16 protein-coding genes are annotated in these 15,728 nt (G+C 69.4%); 7 read left to right on the forward strand and 9 right to left on the reverse strand.

The window, feature by feature from the left end:
* Nucleotides 1-15 precede the first annotated feature (15 nt).
* The 6 genes from ABZ396_RS26160 to ABZ396_RS26185 all read right to left on the reverse strand — a co-directional run bounded on the left by ABZ396_RS26160 (nt 16) and on the right by ABZ396_RS26185 (nt 6,396).
* Nucleotides 16-903: a carbohydrate ABC transporter permease gene (locus ABZ396_RS26160; protein WP_358924419.1), complete on the reverse strand. Its 888-nt coding sequence runs from the start codon at nt 901-903 to the stop codon at nt 16-18.
* A complete protein-coding gene (locus ABZ396_RS26165) occupies nt 900-1,880 on the reverse strand; it encodes a sugar ABC transporter permease (RefSeq protein WP_358924417.1) in 981 nt (326 codons plus the stop codon). The genes ABZ396_RS26160 and ABZ396_RS26165 overlap by 4 nt, the downstream gene beginning before the upstream one ends.
* Nucleotides 1,881-1,889: 9 nt before the next feature.
* A complete protein-coding gene (locus ABZ396_RS26170; protein ID WP_358924415.1) occupies nt 1,890-3,203 on the reverse strand; it encodes an ABC transporter substrate-binding protein in 1,314 nt (437 codons plus the stop codon).
* Between the two features lie 331 nt (nt 3,204-3,534).
* Nucleotides 3,535-4,320 carry a GntR family transcriptional regulator gene (locus ABZ396_RS26175; RefSeq protein WP_358924413.1) on the reverse strand — a complete coding sequence of 262 codons (786 nt, stop codon included), beginning with the start codon at nt 4,318-4,320 and terminating at the stop codon, nt 3,535-3,537.
* A 29-nt stretch (nt 4,321-4,349) separates the two neighbouring features.
* On the reverse strand, nt 4,350-6,221 hold the full coding sequence (iolD, locus tag ABZ396_RS26180; RefSeq protein ID WP_358924411.1) for a 3D-(3,5/4)-trihydroxycyclohexane-1,2-dione acylhydrolase (decyclizing): 1,872 nt from the start codon (nt 6,219-6,221) through the stop codon (nt 4,350-4,352).
* A gap of 7 nt (nt 6,222-6,228) precedes the next feature.
* Nucleotides 6,229-6,396 carry a hypothetical protein gene (locus ABZ396_RS26185; protein ID WP_358924409.1) on the reverse strand — a complete coding sequence of 56 codons (168 nt, stop codon included), beginning with the start codon at nt 6,394-6,396 and terminating at the stop codon, nt 6,229-6,231.
* Nucleotides 6,397-6,649: 253 nt separating this feature from the next.
* Here ABZ396_RS26185 and ABZ396_RS26190 point away from each other — a divergent pair, with 253 nt between their 5' ends.
* The 6 genes from ABZ396_RS26190 to ABZ396_RS26215 all read left to right on the forward strand — a co-directional run bounded on the left by ABZ396_RS26190 (nt 6,650) and on the right by ABZ396_RS26215 (nt 11,377).
* On the forward strand, nt 6,650-7,669 hold the full coding sequence (locus ABZ396_RS26190) for a sugar ABC transporter substrate-binding protein (RefSeq protein WP_358924407.1): 1,020 nt from the start codon (nt 6,650-6,652) through the stop codon (nt 7,667-7,669).
* Nucleotides 7,669-8,745, forward strand: a complete 1,077-nt coding sequence (locus tag ABZ396_RS26195) for an ABC transporter permease (RefSeq protein ID WP_358924429.1) — start codon at nt 7,669-7,671, stop codon at nt 8,743-8,745. The genes ABZ396_RS26190 and ABZ396_RS26195 overlap by 1 nt, the downstream gene beginning before the upstream one ends.
* A 4-nt stretch (nt 8,746-8,749) precedes the next feature.
* Entirely contained in the window at nt 8,750-9,661 is a 912-nt protein-coding gene (locus tag ABZ396_RS26200; protein ID WP_358924405.1) for an ATP-binding cassette domain-containing protein, read from the forward strand.
* A 3-nt stretch (nt 9,662-9,664) separates the two neighbouring features.
* Nucleotides 9,665-10,567, forward strand: a complete 903-nt coding sequence (locus tag ABZ396_RS26205; RefSeq protein WP_358924404.1) for a sugar phosphate isomerase/epimerase — start codon at nt 9,665-9,667, stop codon at nt 10,565-10,567.
* A 161-nt stretch (nt 10,568-10,728) separates the two neighbouring features.
* Complete coding sequence (locus ABZ396_RS26210) at nt 10,729-10,917, forward strand: hypothetical protein (protein WP_358924402.1); 189 nt, start codon at nt 10,729-10,731, stop codon at nt 10,915-10,917.
* A 226-nt stretch (nt 10,918-11,143) separates the two neighbouring features.
* Nucleotides 11,144-11,377 carry a hypothetical protein gene (locus ABZ396_RS26215; RefSeq protein WP_358924400.1) on the forward strand — a complete coding sequence of 78 codons (234 nt, stop codon included), beginning with the start codon at nt 11,144-11,146 and terminating at the stop codon, nt 11,375-11,377.
* 70 nt (nt 11,378-11,447) lie between these two features.
* Here ABZ396_RS26215 and ABZ396_RS26220 read toward each other — a convergent pair whose 3' ends face one another.
* The 3 genes from ABZ396_RS26220 to ABZ396_RS26230 all read right to left on the reverse strand — a co-directional run bounded on the left by ABZ396_RS26220 (nt 11,448) and on the right by ABZ396_RS26230 (nt 14,541).
* Nucleotides 11,448-12,452 carry a Gfo/Idh/MocA family oxidoreductase gene (locus tag ABZ396_RS26220; protein WP_358924398.1) on the reverse strand — a complete coding sequence of 335 codons (1,005 nt, stop codon included), beginning with the start codon at nt 12,450-12,452 and terminating at the stop codon, nt 11,448-11,450.
* Nucleotides 12,453-12,582: 130 nt separating this feature from the next.
* Nucleotides 12,583-13,359, reverse strand: coding sequence for an SDR family oxidoreductase (locus tag ABZ396_RS26225; protein WP_358924396.1), 777 nt, complete (start codon nt 13,357-13,359; stop codon nt 12,583-12,585).
* Between the two features lie 15 nt (nt 13,360-13,374).
* On the reverse strand, nt 13,375-14,541 hold the full coding sequence (locus ABZ396_RS26230) for a phytanoyl-CoA dioxygenase family protein (protein WP_358924395.1): 1,167 nt from the start codon (nt 14,539-14,541) through the stop codon (nt 13,375-13,377).
* A gap of 140 nt (nt 14,542-14,681) precedes the next feature.
* On the opposite strand from ABZ396_RS26230, the gene ABZ396_RS26235 reads away from it, so the two are divergent.
* Nucleotides 14,682-15,713: a LacI family DNA-binding transcriptional regulator gene (locus ABZ396_RS26235; RefSeq protein WP_358924393.1), complete on the forward strand. Its 1,032-nt coding sequence runs from the start codon at nt 14,682-14,684 to the stop codon at nt 15,711-15,713.
* Nucleotides 15,714-15,728 lie beyond the last annotated feature (15 nt).

Genomic DNA, 15,728 nt, shown 5'->3' on the forward strand with positions numbered 1-15,728 from the left:
TCAGAGGGGGCCGGATCAGCCCTTGGCGGAGCCCAGCGTCAGACCGCTGACGAACTGCTTCTGCAGCGCGAAGTACACGACCAGCGTCGGGATCGCGGTGAGCAGGGAACCGGCGGCGACCAGGTTCGGGTCGGTGAAGTACTGGCCGGAGAGGTTGTTCAGCGCCGAGGTGATCGGCATGTTCTCACCGGTCGAGATCAGCACCAGGGCCCAGAAGAAGTCGTTGTAGATCCAGATCGACAACAGGGTCGCCAGGGCCGCCATCGCCGGCCTGCACAGGGGCAGCGTGATCTGCCAGTACAGCCGCCACACCGACGCGCCGTCCACCAGCGCGGCCTCGGTGAGCTCGTGCGGCAGCGAGCGCATGTAGTTGCTGAGCACGAAGGCGCAGAACCCGGACTGGAACGCCACATGGATCAGCACCAGGCCGAGCGCCGAGTCGTACAGCTTGCCGCTCGCCGTGATCCCCGGCAGGTTCGTCAGCAGGTACATCCGGTACAGCGGGGTGATGATGACCTGCTGCGGCAGCAGGTTGCCCGCCGTGAACACCAGCAGCAGCGCCAGGTTGACCCGGAAGTCGAAGCGGCTGACGTAGAACGCGACCATCGACGACAGGAACAGCGTGAGCAGCACGGCCGGGACCGCGATGATCAACGTGTTCATGAAGTAGTGGGTCATGTCCGACTGCGTGAACGCGTTCTTGAAGTTGTCGAAGTTCAGCGTGTGCGGCCAGGACACATAACCGCGCTCGCTGGTCTCGCTGTACGGACGCAGCGCCGAGAAGATCGCCCACAGCAGCGGGGCCAGCCATGCCAGGGCCGTGCCCGCGAGGAAGACGTGCAGCAGGACGCGGGCCGGGCGGATCGGGTTGCGCTGCTTGGCCAGCGCGCTCACGGTGCTCATGCGCGCCGCTCCTTCCGGAAGGTCGCGATCAGATACGGGATGATCACGATCAGGGAGATGACCAGCAGGACCACCGCGATCGCCGAGCCGTAACCGATGCGGCTGGACTCGCCGATGATGTTGTTGGTCACCAGGATGGAGAGCAACTCGGTTCCCTGGGCGCCCTTGTTGAAGACGAAGACCAGGTCGAAGGCGCGCAGCGCCTCGATGATGGTGACGACCAGGACGACCGTGTTGGTCGGCCGCAGCGTCGGGAAGATGACGTTCTTGAACGTCTGCCACTCGTTGGCGCCGTCGAGGGCCGAGGCCTCGCGCAGCGACGGGTCGACGCTCTTCAGACCGGCCAGGTACAGGATCATCATGTAGCCGGCGTGCCGCCAGGACGCGGCGATCAGGACCGCCCACAGATTGAGCTTCGGGTCGCCGATCCAGTCGATGTAGTGGCCCGGCTTGTTGGCGCCGATGATGCTGTTGATCAGGCCCGTGTCCGGGTTGTAGATCAGCTGCCAGACGAACCCGATGCACGCCATGGAGATGACGACCGGCAGGAAGAACGCCGTCTGGTAGACGCGGGTGAACCGGATCCTCTTGTCCAACTGCACGGCCAGGAACAGGCCGAACGGGGTCGGGATCAGGATGAGTACGACGAACCAGATGACGTTGTGCTGGACCGCGGGCCAGAACTGCGGGTTGTCGGTGAAGAGTTGCTTGAAGTTGTCGAACCCGACCCACTTGATGGAGTCGAAGCCGATGCCGTCCCAGGTGGTGAAGGCCAGGAGGATCGAGGCGAGGGCGGTCACCCAGACGAGGACCACATGCAGGATTGTCGGCACGCCCGCCATGAAGGCGAGGGTGATCCGGTCACGGCGGGTCAGCAGGCGCTGATGGCCCTTCTGGACCCGCTTCTTTTCGGACGCGCGCCCAGGAGGCGGCACGGCGGCCGCCTCCTGGGACTTCGTGGTGGTGTCAGTCGTCATTCGGCCGGCTCACTCGGACGCGAAGATGGTCTTCTTCTGGCGCTCGATCGACGAGAGCAGACTGTCGACGCCCTTCGGGTTCTGCAGGAACTTCTGCAGGCCGGGCTGCATCACCGTGGAGGTGAAGTCCGGCCGGGAGTCGCGGTCCATGAACTGGGTGAGGGACTTGGCGTTGCTGATCATGTCGTACGCCTTCTTCTGCAGGGCGGTGTACGACGAAGTGTCCGCCTTGGAGGAAGCGGCGACCACGCTGGAGTCGGCCTTGAGGTAGATCTGCTCCGCCGCGGGCGTGCCGAGGTACTCCATCAGCTTGAAGGCGCCGGCCTTGTTCTTGGGGGACTTGCTGACCATGTAGCCGTCGGTGGGCGCCTCGACGGTGTCCTGGCCGTACGCGGAGTTGATCTCCGGGAAGGCGAAGAAATCGAGGTCGTCCAGGTCGGCCTGGTTGGTGAACTGCTGGGCCAGGAAGGAGCCCAGGAGGTACATGCCGGCCTTCTTGGAGACCAGGGTCTGCGCGGCGTCCTGCCAGGTGCGGCCCATGAAGCCGTCCTGGTGGTAGGGGAGGATCTCGGCCCAGTGGTCGAAGACGGCCTTGACCTTGGGGTCGGTCCACTCCGCCTTGCCCGCCATCAACTGGACGTGGAAGTCGTAGCCGTTGAGGCGGAAGTTGATCTGGTCGAAGGTGCCGAGCGCGGGCCAGGCGTCCTTGTCGGCGAAGGCGATCGGGACCAGGCCGTCCTTCTGCATCTGCTTGCACAGGGCCACGAAGTCGTCCCAGCTGGTGGGCACCTTGTAGCCGTGCTGCTGGAAGACGCTCTTGCGGTAGAAGATCGCCCAGGGGTAGGTGTCCAGCGGCACGAAGTAGTACTTGCCGTCCTCGCCCTTGCTGAGCTTCTTCATCGCGTCGGGGAAGTTGTCGCCGATCTTGTCCCAGACCTCGTCGATCGGGGTGGCGAGGCCCTTCTTCGCGAAGAACTGCATCCGGTACCCGGCGAACCAGTTGAACACGTCGTCCGGCGTGCCCTGCAGATAGGAGTTGATCTGCTCCTGGAAGGTGTTGTGGTCCTTCGTGTTGACATTGACCGTGATGCCCGACTGCTTCTTGAAGGTCGCGTACATCTCCGCGTAGGCCTTCTTCGGCACGGCGTCCGAGCCGTTGGAGCCGAGAGTGACGGTCTTCGGGTCGGAGGAGGACCCGCTGCCGCCGCAGGCGGACAGCAGGGGTATGCCGGCACCGGTGAGGAGGGCGGCCGAACCGGCGCCGCGCAGAACGGAACGGCGGCTCGGACCCGGCACGTGAAGACCGGACGGGGAGATGCGCATGGCGGCTCCTGAGTAACAGGGTTCGGCAAGGGGAAGAGTTGATCTTCGAAAGGTCCCGAAACCGATCAGAAACCAACTCGGCCGAACATCGTGGGCGCAATAACAGCCGGTTGTCCGCTCATGCGTCAATAGCCTGCGTCCCTCTCGCCCGTCTCTTGCCCGAAACGTAATCGACATGGTCGCCTGCCGGTTTGTTGAACACGGCGGTACGACAGAGCCCCCAGGGGGCAAACACAGTGGGGGCTCGTGTGCGGGCATGTTGGTTTCCCGTGGTGGGACCAGCGGTTAAACCCGCCGCGGCCGTACCGCCACGCGACGTTCCACGCCCGTCCTACGCCCGCACGAGCAACTGGAAGTCGAAGGCGTACCGGGACGCCCGGTAGACGTGGCTGCCGTACTCCACCGGCCGCCCGGTGTCGTCGTAGGCAGTGCGCCGCATGGTGAGCAGGGCGGCGCCCTCCTTCTCGTCCAGGCGGGCGGCCTCCTCGGCGGTGGCGCTGCGGGCGCCCACGGTCTGCCGGGCGCTGTGCAGGGTGATGCCCGCCGTGCGCATCATCCGGTACAGACCGGTCGACTCCAGGCGTTCCGTCTCGAGTTGGAGCAGGGTGGCGGGCAGGTAGTTGCAGAGGAACGCCACCGGCTGGCCGTGCGTGCAGCGCAGCCGCTCCAGCACGACCACCTCCGCGCCCTCCGCGATGCCGAGCGCGGCGGCCACCTCGGCGGTCGCCGGGATGTGTTCGTTGCGCAGCACCTGGGTGGTCGGGCCCTGCCCGGCCGACTCCAGGTCGTCGTAGAGGCTGCTCAGCTCCAGCGGTCGCTTGACCTGGCTGTGCACCACCTGGGTGCCCACGCCCCGGCGGCGCACCAACAGTCCCTTGTCGACGAGGGACTGGATGGCCTGGCGGACCGTGGGCCGGGACAGACCGAGCCGCACCGAGAGGTCGACCTCGTTGCCCAGGAGGTTCCCCGGGGCGAGGACGCCGTGCTCTATGGCCTCCTCCAGCTGCTGGGCGAGCTGGTAGTAGAGCGGTACCGGACTGCCGCGGTCCAGGGCGAAGTCCAGGGAGTCGAGTGCCGAGACGGTCGTGGCGCGGGCGGAACCACCGGTTCGGGCCACCGGGACACCTCCTTCCGGGGTTCGTGGGCTCACAGGTGCCGACGGCGCTCGGCGCGCTGCCGGTCGTAGTCCTCGCGGGCCCGTACGGCGGCCTGGCGGGCGGCGGTCTCGGCGACCGGTACGTCCCACCAGGCCTCGGCCGGGGGAGCGGTGGGCGCCGGGTCCGTCTCGACGTACACACACGTCGGCTGCTTGCTCGCCCGTGCGGTGGCGAGCGCCTCGCGCAGCTCGCGCACGGTCTTGGCGCGCAGCACCTCCATGCCGAGGCTGGCCGCGTTGGCGGCGAGGTCGACCGGCAGCGGGGCGCCGCCGAAGGTGCCGTCGGGGGAGCGGTAGCGGTAGGCGGTGCCGAACCGCTCGCCGCCGACCGACTCGGACAGGCCGCCGATGGAGGCGTAGCCGTGGTTCTGGATCAGCACCAGGTTGACGGGCAGGCCTTCCTGGACGGCGGTGACGATCTCGGTAGGCATCATCAGATAGGTGCCGTCGCCGACCAGAGACCAGACCACCGTGCCAGGGGCCGCCTGCTGGACGCCGATGCCGGCCGGGATCTCGTAGCCCATGCAGGAGTAGCCGTACTCCAGGTGGTACTGGCGCGGCGAGCGGGCCCGCCAGAGCTTGTGGAGGTCGCCCGGGAGCGAGCCCGCCGCGTTGATGACAACGTCGTCATCCCCGACGATCGCGTCCAGGGCGCCGAGCACCTGCGTCTGGGTCGGTACGGCGTCCTCGTCGTCGGCCCGGTAGGCGGCCTCGACGACCGCGTCCCAACGCTCCTTGCCCGCCCGGTACTCGGCCTCGTAGGCGCCGTCCACGCGGTGCCCGGACAGCGCCTCCGCGAGTGCCTCCAGAGCCACCAGCGCGTCGGCCACCACCGTCGTCGCGGACTGCTTGTGGGCGTCGAAGCCGGTGATGTTCAGGTTGAGGAAGCGCACGTCCGGGTTCTGGAAGAGGGTGCCGGAGGCCGTGGTGAAGTCCGTGTACCGGGTACCGACTCCGATGACCAGATCGGCGGTGCGGGCCAGGCCGTCGGCGACGGCGGTCCCGGTGTGGCCGACACCGCCCAGGTCGGCCGGGTGGTCGTGGCGCAGCGAGCCCTTGCCCGCCTGGGTCGAGGCGACGGGGATGCCCGTGGCCTCCACGAGGGCCCCCAGGGCGGCCTCGGCGCGGCTGTGGTGGACTCCGCCGCCCGCCACGATCAACGGCCGCCGAGCGGCCCGCACGGCGGCCACGGCGTCCGCCAGTTCCACCGGGTCGGGGGCCGGCCGGCGGACCCGCCAGACACGTTCGGCGAAGAACGCCTCGGGCCAGTCGTACGCCTCCGCCTGGACGTCCTGCGGCAGGGCGAGGGTGACCGCGCCGGTCTCGGCCGGGTCGGCGAGCACGCGCATGGCGTTCAGCGCGGAGGGGATCAGCGCCTCGGGGCGGGTGATCCGGTCGAAGTAGCGGGAGACCGGGCGCAGGGTGTCGTTGACGGAGACGTCGAACTCGACCGGGTGCTCCAGCTGTTGCAGCAGCGGGTCGGGGGCGTGGCTCGCGAAGTAGTCGCCTGGCAGCAGCAGCACCGGGAGGCGGTTGATGGTGGCGAGGGCGGCGCCGGTGACCAGGTTGGTGGCGCCCGGGCCGATGGACGTGGTCACCGCCTGCGCCGAGAGCCGGTCCAGCTGGCGGGCGTGTCCGACGGCCGCGTGCACCATCGCCTGCTCGTTGCGGCCCTGGTGGTACGGCATGACGTCGCCGTACTCCAGGAGCGCCTGGCCGATCCCGGCCACGTTGCCGTGGCCGAAGATGCCCCAGGTGCCGGCGATCAGCCGGTGCCGGACGCCGTCGCGCTCGGTGTACTGGGCGGACAGGAACCGCACCAGTGCCTGGGCGACGGTCAGGCGGGTGGTCGGCTGGCTCATCGGGACCTCATTCGGACGGGGTGGTGTACAGGGGCGGACGCGGGCCGGCCGGTGGACCGTACCCGCCGAAGGGTCCCCGCCGCTCCAGGGGTACGCCCGGCGGGAGCGGGTAGGAATCGCCTCCGGCACGGGCCGCGGTGACGACGCCGGAGGCCCGTGCTGCCGACTCGGTCATGACGAGGCTCCTCGGGACGGGCGGGATGCCTCTCAGGTGTAGATCGGGGCAGGCCGAACTGTCAATGGTTTGTACTTACATTCGGACCTGTGTGTGAAATGATGTCTTAACAAAGTATTGACAGCGGGCCTCGCAGGGACTTGTATCCCGTCCCAACGCACAGCACCGACGCGGACCGGCACTTTCCGGACCGGGTCACGGATCCTCAGGGATCCCCTTCTTTTCCCCCGTCGCACAGTGAGGTGCAGGAAAGATGGACCGCTCATCCCGTATCCGTCCGCGGAGACTGGCCCCCTTCGTGGCCGTAGCCGCGGCGGCCGCCCTGACCCTCGCCGGCTGCTCCAGCAGCTCCGGAGGAAAGAAGTCGGAGGAGGGCGGCGCGGCCGCCTCCGCCGGCAAGGCGAGCACCCCCCGTATGACGGTCGCGCTGGTCACCCACCAGTCGCCCGGCGACACCTTCTGGGACATCGTCCGCAAGGGTGCCGAGGCCGCCGCCGCCAAGGACAACGTCAAGCTCGTCTACTCCGCCGATCCGAACGCCGGCAACCAGGCCAACCTGGTGCAGAACGCGATCGACCAGAAGGTCGACGGGATCGCCCTCACCCTCGCCAAGCCGGACGCCCTCAAGGCCGTCATCGGCAAGGCGACCGCGGCGAACATCCCGGTCGTCGGGCTCAACTCCGGGGTGAGTGACTGGAAGAAGCTCGGCCTGCTGGAGTTCTTCGGCCAGGACGAGACGGTGGCGGGCGAGGCGCTCGGCAACCGGCTGAACACGGAAGGCGCCAAGAAGGTCGTCTGTGTCATACAGGAGCAGGGCAACGTCGGCCTCACCCAGCGGTGCGACGGCGTGAAGAAGACGTTCTCGGGGACGACGGAGACCCTGTACGTCGACGGCACGTCCCCGACCTCGGTCAAGTCGACGATCACCGCCAAGCTCAAGACGGACAGCTCCGTCGACCACGTGATCACGCTCGGCGCCCCCATCGCGCTGATCGCCGTGCAGTCGGTGTCGGACGCGGGCAGCAAGGCGCAGATCGCGACCTTCGACCTCAACAAGGACCTGACCGGCGCCATCAGCAAGGGAACCATCGAGTTCGCCGTGGACCAGCAGCCCTATCTGCAGGGCTACCTGGCGGTCGACTCGCTGTGGCTCTACAAGAACAACGGCAACTACATGGGCGGCGGTGAGCAGCCGGTGCTGACCGGCCCGGCCTTCGTCGACAAGTCCAACGTCGACAAGGTCGCCCAGTTCGCCGCGAAGGGCACTCGGTGATCGGCATGAGCCAGCAGGCACAGCCGGCGGTGGCGACACCGCCGGCCCCCGGCCCGAAGGAGAAGGACGGCCGTACCGCACAACGCCCCCTGGCGCTGCGGGTGCTGGCCCGTCCGGACGTGGGCGTGTTCCTCGGTGCCGTCGCGGTGTACGTCTTCTTCCTGATCGCGGCGCCGCCGGTGCGGGAAGCCAGCTCGATGGCGAACATCCTGTACCAGTCGTCCACCATCGGGATCATGGCGCTGCCGGTGGCCCTGCTGATGATCGGCGGCGAGTTCGACCTCTCGGCCGGTGTCGCGGTGGTCAGTTCGGCACTGACCGCGAGCATGCTCAGCTACCAGCTGACGCTCAACGTATGGGCGGGCGTGATCGCCGCCCTCGTCGTGTCGCTCGCCATCGGTGCCTTCAACGGCTGGATGGTGGTGCGCACCGGGCTGCCCAGCTTCCTGGTCACCCTGGGCACCTTCCTGATCCTCCAGGGCGTCAACCTCGCGGTCACGAAGCTGGTCACCGGCAACGTCGCCACCGACGACATCAGCAACATGGACGGCTTCGACCAGGTCAAGAGCATCTTCGCCTCGTCCTTCCGCATCGGCGGCGTCGACGTGAAGATCACCATCGTGTGGTGGCTGGTCTTCGCGGCCATCGCCACCTGGGTGCTGCTGCGCACCAAGTACGGCAACTGGATCTTCGCGGTGGGCGGCAACAAGGAGAGCGCCCGCGCCGTCGGTGTCCCGGTGACGTTCACCAAGATCTCGCTGTTCATGCTGGTCGGCTTCGGCGCCTGGTTCGTCGGTATGCACCAGCTGTTCTCCTTCAACACCGTGCAGTCCGGCGAGGGCGTCGGCCAGGAGCTGATCTACATCTCCGCCGCGGTCATCGGCGGCTGCCTCCTGACGGGTGGTGCGGGCTCGGCGATCGGCCCGGTCTTCGGCGCCTTCATGTTCGGCATGGTGCAGCAGGGCATCGTGTACGCGGGCTGGAACCCGGACTGGTTCAAGGCCTTCCTCGGCGTCATGCTGCTCGGCGCCGTCCTCATCAACCTGTGGGTCCAGCGCACCGCGACCAGGAGGTGACCCGATGACAGACAACGGAACCGGAATCCACGGAGCCATCCTCCCCGACGCGGCACCCACCGAGGGCGCCCCGATCGTCGAACTGCGCGGCGCGGGCAAGTCCTACGGCAACATCCGCGCCCTGCACGGAGTCGACCTCAAGGTCTTCCCCGACCAGGTCACCTGCGTCCTCGGCGACAACGGCGCCGGCAAGTCCACGCTCATCAAGATCGTCTCGGGGCTGCACCAGCACACCGAGGGCGACTTCCTCGTCGACGGCGAGGTGGTCCGCTTCAGCACCCCGCGCGAGGCCCTCGACAAGGGCATCGCCACCGTCTACCAGGACCTCGCCACCGTCCCCCTGATGCCGGTGTGGCGGAACTTCTTCCTCGGCTCCGAGATGACCAGGGGCCCCTGGCCCGTCCGCCGTCTCGACATCCAGAAGATGAAGGAGACCGCCGACCGCGAGCTGCGCAACATGGGCATCGTCCTGGACGACCTGGACCAGCCCATCGGCACCCTCTCCGGCGGCCAGCGCCAGTGCGTGGCCATCGCCCGCGCCGTCTACTTCGGCGCCCGGGTGCTGATCCTGGACGAGCCGACGGCGGCGCTCGGCGTCAAGCAGTCGGGCGTCGTGCTCAAGTACATCGCCGCCGCCCGTGAACGCGGACTCGGCGTCATCTTCATCACCCACAACCCCCACCACGCCTACATGGTCGGCGACCACTTCAGCGTCCTGCGCCTCGGCACCCTCGAGCTCTCCGCCCAACGCAGCGAGATCACCCTCGAAGAGCTCACCAACCACATGGCCGGCGGCGCCGAACTCGCCGCCCTCAAGCACGAACTGTCCCAGGTCCGCGGAGTCGACACCGAGGAACTCCCCGAAGGGGAGGACCTCAACGCCCCCGTGGCGACCGGTCCGGAAGGAAAGTCCTGACCCATGGCGAACGCCCTCGACCGCATCCGCGTCGGCTCGGCCCCCGACTCCTGGGGCGTCTGGTTCCCGGACGACCCCCAGCAGGTCCCCTGGGAACGCTTCCTCGACGAGGTCGCAGAGGCCGGCTACTCCTGGATCGAACTCGGCCCGTACGGCTACCTCCCCACCGACCCGGCCCGCCTCACCGACGAGATCGCCCGGCGTAACCTGACGGTCTCGGCCGGCACGGTCTTCACCGGCATGCACCGCGGCCCCGCCGTCTGGGAATCCACCTGGGAGCACGTCAGCCAGGTCGCCTCGCTCACCCAGGCGATGGGCGCGAAGCACCTGGTGGTCATCCCGTCCTTCTGGCGGGACGACAAGACCGCCGAGATCCTGGAGCCGCAGGAGCTGACCGGCGAGCAGTGGGCCCACCTCACCAAGGGCATGGAACGGCTCGGCCACGAGGTGAGGGAGACGTACGGTCTGGACATCGTCGTCCATCCGCACGCCGACACCCACATCGACACCGAGGAGCACGTGGAGCGCTTCCTCGACTCGACCGACTCGGACCTCGTCAACCTCTGCCTGGACACCGGCCACTACGCCTACTGCGGCGGCGACAGCGTCAAGCTGATCGAGACTTACGGCGAACGGATCGGCTACCTCCACCTCAAGCAGGTGGACCCGGCGATCCTGGCCGACGTCCAGGCCAAGGGCACCCCGTTCGGGCCGGCCGTGGCCCAGGGTGTGATGTGCGAACCGCCCGCCGGCGTGCCGGAGCTGGGTCCGGTGATGGAGGCGGCGCAGCGGCTGGGCGTCGATCTGTTCGCCATCGTCGAGCAGGACATGTACCCCTGCGAGCCGGACGAGCCGCTACCCATCGCCGTGCGCACCCGGAAGTTCCTGCGGTCCTGCGGCGCCTGAACCCGGGAACACGCTTCGGCACTCGCGCGTTCTTCCGTACGAGGGGACGAAAGCGAACTCCGCCGCCGCGGCGGGCCACCACGATGGCTCTTCGGCGGTGCCGGACCCACCGCCGTGGCGGAGCCCCGTCGCGGCGGAGAAGACTGGGAACAGGGGCGAGGATGACACACGAAGAGCACGCGGAGCCGGTCGTCGACGGCGCTGCCGCGGTGTTGCGGCAGCAGCGTTTCGGGGCGCTGCCGGAGCGGATCCGCCCGGAGGACATGGTCGAGACCAGGCCCGCGATCCAGCACGACCCGGACCGGGACGCCTACGACCCGGACGAGTTCGCGGTCCGCTACGGCCTCTGAGCCGCCGGACGCGGCTGCCGGCCCGGCAGCCGCGCCGCCTTCTCGGTGCTGCGCCGGTGGCGCCGGCCCAGCGCCGGGGTGATCTCCTGCGACGCGGGATCACGGAAACGGGCCGTGAGACGCACGGCGAAGTCCGGCAGCCGACGCGTCGACACCTGCCACCCGCGCTCGTCTGGGCCCTCCCGCAGGAACCGCGCCACGGCTCAAGTTCGGCGTCTCTGAGGTCGTGCACGCGGCGGCCGGCGGCGGCACCGACGACCCGATGTACGGGCCGTTCGTGCACGCCATCTCCACCCTGCTCGACCCCGGCGCGGCGGACGGCACGCTCAAGCGGACATCGACCTGGATGCCGTACTCCTGCCGCGCAGTGCCGTATGGCGGATCGGACCCGGCGCGGGGCGATGCGGAGGTACGGGCGGCGCGGATTCTGCGACTGGTCGTCGACGGACCGCGGGTCTGACGGGGGAATGGCGACGGGGCGGGCCGGGGACCGTTGCGTCCCGTGACCCGCCCCGCAGTCGCGCCCGGTGTCAGGCGCCGCGTACCTCCGCGATCGTCACCGGACGGTGCTCGTGCAGGGACAGCGTGCAGGCCTCCGCGATCCAGCCGGCCTCCAGGGCGTCCTCGACCGTGCAGGGGGAGGGCCGGGTGCCGGCCACGACCTCGGTGAACGCGGTGAGTTCGGCGCGGTAGGCCGCGGTGAAGCGGTCCATGAAGAAGTCGTGCGGGGTGCCCGCCGGGAAGGTCACGCCGGGCTCGACCGAACGCAGCGGGAGCCTGTCCTCCAGGCCGACCGCGATCGAGTCCGTGAAGCCGTGCAGCTCCATGCGGACGTCGTAACCCCGGGCGTTGTGGCGGGAGTTGGAGATCACGGCGATGGTGCCGTCGTCCAGGGTGAGGATCGCGCCGGTGGTGTCGGCGTCACCCGCCTCCTTGATGTAGTCGGCCCCCCGGTTGCCGCCGACCGCGTAGACCTCGGTGACCTCACGGCCGGTCACCCAGCGGATGATGTCGAAGTCGTGCACGGAACAGTCACGGAAGATGCCACCGGACGCGGCGACGTAGGCGGCGGGCGGCGGGGCCGGGTCCAGGGTGGTCGAGCGGACGGTGTGCAACTTGCCCAGCTCGCCGGCCTGGACGGCGGCCCGCGCGGCGACGAACCCGGCGTCGAAACGGCGGTTGTAGCCGATCTGGATCGGTACGTCCTTGCCCTGGACGGCCTGGAGGACCGCCACGCCGTCACTCATGTGCTTCGCGACGGGCTTCTCGCAGAAGACCGGGATGCCGGCTTCGACGGCGGCGAGGATCAGGGCCGGGTGGGCGTCGGTAGCGGCGGCGATCACCACGCCGTCGATTCCCGCGGCCAGCACGGCCTCCGGCGAGTCCGCGACCTCGCCGCCGAACTTCTCCGCGGCTGCCTTGGCGGCGTCCGCGAACGGATCGGCGAGAACGAGCGACTCGACCGCGTCGAGCCCCGAGAGGGTCTCGGCATGGAAGGCACCGATACGACCGAGACCTAGGATTCCCATACGCATGGGCGTGTTACTCCTTGAATTCGATGCGCCCCAACGGCGCGCGGGGCTGTGGCGATGTGCGGCTCCGCCGCGTGGGCTCGACCGGCCACGAAGGTGCCGCGGACGACCGGCGGCACAACGTGGCACATTCTTAGTCGAGTCCTCCCAGAACGTTCTGGTCCCAGTCGATCACCGACCCGGTCACCACCCCCGACCGCTCCGACAGCAGCAACACCACGAAGTCCGCGATCTCGTCAGGCTGGCCGAGCTTTCCCATCGGGAGCTTCGCGGCGGCCTCTTCCCGCCAGTCGTCCCCCGCCCCGTGGAACGCCCGCTGCGTCGCGTCCTCGCCCTCCGTCGCCGTCCAGCCGATGTTCAGGCCGTTGATCCGCACCCGGTCCCAGCGGTGCGCGTGCGCCGCGTTGCGGGTCAGGCCGATGAGGCCGGCCTTCGCGGCGACGTACGGGGCGAGGAACGGCTGCCCGCCGTGCGCGGACGACGTGATGATGTTGACCACCGTGCCGGGCGCCTTGCGCGCGACCATGTCGGCGACCGCCGCCTGCATCGCGAAGAACGGCCCCTTGAGGTTGATCGCGATGTGCTGGTCGAACAGCTCGGGTGTGGTGTCCAGCAGAGTGCCCCGGGAGGTGAGCCCCGCCGAGTTGACCAGGCAGTCGATCCGGCCGTACGCGTCGACCACCTCGGCCACCGAGGACCTGGCCTGCTCGGCGTCCGAGAGGTCGGCCCGCACATACATCGCCTTGCCGCCGACGGCGGACAGTTCGGCCACCAGGGCCTCGCCGGGCTCTGGGCGGCGGCCGGTGACGGCGACCGTGGCGCCCTCACGGACCGCGGCCCGGGCGATGGCCGCGCCGACGCCCTGGCTGCCGCCGTTGACGAGGACGATCCTGTCGTCGAGAAGTCCCATGGAATCCTTCGCCTTTCAGCTCTCACGCCGGGCCGAGGCGGCCCGCAGTTCGTCCTGCAGCACCCGCGGCGCCCATCCCTCGCGCAGCGCCCGCCGCACCAGGTCCGCCTGCGAGGGCGGGGCCATGCCGTCGACCGGCGGGTCGCTGTCGAGGTTGGTCGGGAACGGGTAGCCCTCGGCGCTCGCGGCGATGACGTGCTCCAGCCAGGCCTCCGCGGCCCCCTCCGCCCGGCGCCGGCGCAGCACCGGATAGACCGCGTTGGTCACCGCCTCCCGGTCCACCGTCTCCATGGCCCGCCCGAAGGCCGAGGACACCTGGAGCAGGTTGGCCATCCGCCGCACGTCGACCGTCCGGTTGGTGCCGGCCGCGTGGAACACCGCCGGGTTGAAGAACGCCGCATCGCCCTTCGCCAGGGGCAACTGCACGTGGTGGGCCTTGAAGTAGTCCTGGAACTCCGGCCGCCGCCAGGCCAGATAACCCGGCTCGTAGGTCTGGGAGTAGGGGAGGTACATCGTCGGCCCGGACTCCACGGGCATGTCGCAGTGCGCGACCGCGCCCTGGAGGGTGAGCACGGGGGAGAGGCGGTGCACGTGCGCCGGGTAGGCCTCGGCCTGCTCGTCGGAGAGGAAACCGAGGTGGTAGTCGCGGTGCGCGGTCTGTGCCACGCCGCCCGGGTTGACCACGTTGATCTGCGAGGTGACCTGGTAGCCGGGGCCCAGCCAGGCCCGGGAGACCAGGGCCACGATGTCGTTCGCGTAGTAGTCGGCGAACGCCTCCGGGTCGTACAGCGCCGCCTTCTCCAGCGCGTTCCAGACCCGTTCGTTGGCGCCCGGCTTCGCGAAGTGGTCACCCGCCCCGGAACCCGACTGGTTCTGCTCCGAGATCAGCGCGTCGAACATCGCCGTGGCCCGGTCGACGACCCCAGGGTCGGGGAACGCGCCCTTGAAGACGACGACGCCCGGGCCGTCGGTGAGGGCGCGCACGAGTTCGGTCCGCACCTCGTGGGGCGCGTCGGCGGTGCGCAGCCGCTCGCTGTCGTAGACGAGCACGTTGTGCTCGACGGCCGAGGCGTAGGGGTAGCCGGCCGGGTCGGTGGTCCGCTCGACCAGCGCGCGGAAGGTGTCGAGGTCGCAGTCGTGCTGGGAGAGCCAGGCACGGCCCTGTTCGGCGGCGAGGGACATCGGTGTCCTTCTTTCGGTCACGGCCACGGTCACGGCCGCGGTCAGGGCCATGGGAGCGGCGGGGCTCTGTCATTCTTGTCAGTACAAACCCCTCGAACAACCAGCAGCAGGCCATCAAAAACCCCTCAAGGAGCCAGGCCGTGGGCCACCCCTTCCCGATCCGTGAAATAGCACGTCAGGCAGGGCTCAGTGAGGCCACCGTGGACCGGGTGCTGAATGGCAGGGGCGGGGTGCGGGAGAGCACCGTGCGGGAGGTGCGGGAGGCGATCGCCGATCTGGACCGGCAGCGCACCCAGGTCCGGCTGGTGGGCCGTACCTTCATGGTCGACATCGTGATGCAGGCGCCCGAGCGGTTCACCACGGCCGTGCGCGGCGCGCTGGAGGCCGAGTTGCCCTCGCTGCACCCGGCGGTGGTGCGCTCCCGGTTCCACTTCCGGGAGACCGGGCCGGTGGCGGAGCTGGTGAAGACGCTCGACCGGATCGCCCGCCGGGGCTCGCAGGGCGTGATCCTCAAGGCGCCGGACGTCCCCGAGGTCACCGCCGCCGTGGGGCGTCTCAGGTCGGCGGAGATCCCGGTCGTCACCCTGGTCACCGACCTGCCCGCCAGCGGCCGGCTCGCCTACGTCGGCAGCGACAACCGCGCGGCCGGCGCCACCGCCGCGTATCTGATGGGCCAGTGGCTCGGCGACCGGCCCGGCAATGTCCTCACCAGCCTCAGCAGCGGTTTCTTCCGCAACGAGGAGGAGCGCGAGATGGGCTTCCGCAGCCTCATGCGGGCCACCCATCCCGAGCGAACCCTGGTGGAGATCGCCGAGGGGCAGGGGCTGGACGCCACCCAGTACGACCTGGTCCGCGCGGCACTGGAGCGCGACCCGGAGATCCGCGCCGTCTACTCGATCGGCGGCGGCAACAACGCGACCCTGCGCGCCTTCGCCGACCTGGACCGGGAGTGCGCCGTGTTCATCGCCCACGACCTCGACCACGACAACACCCGCCTGCTGCGCGAGCACCGCCTGTCCGCGGTCCTCCACCACGACCTGCGCCAGGACATGCGCGAGGCCTGCCACCTGGTGATGCGCGCCCAGGGCGCCCTGCCCCCGGCGGGCCCGAACCTGCCGTCGGCGATCCAGGTGGTCACGCCGTACAACATGCCGGCCTCGCCGGGGTGCTGAGCCGGGACCCTCTCG

Source organism: Streptomyces sp. NPDC005866 (genome assembly GCF_040629895.1).
GTDB lineage: Bacteria > Actinomycetota > Actinomycetes > Streptomycetales > Streptomycetaceae > Streptomyces.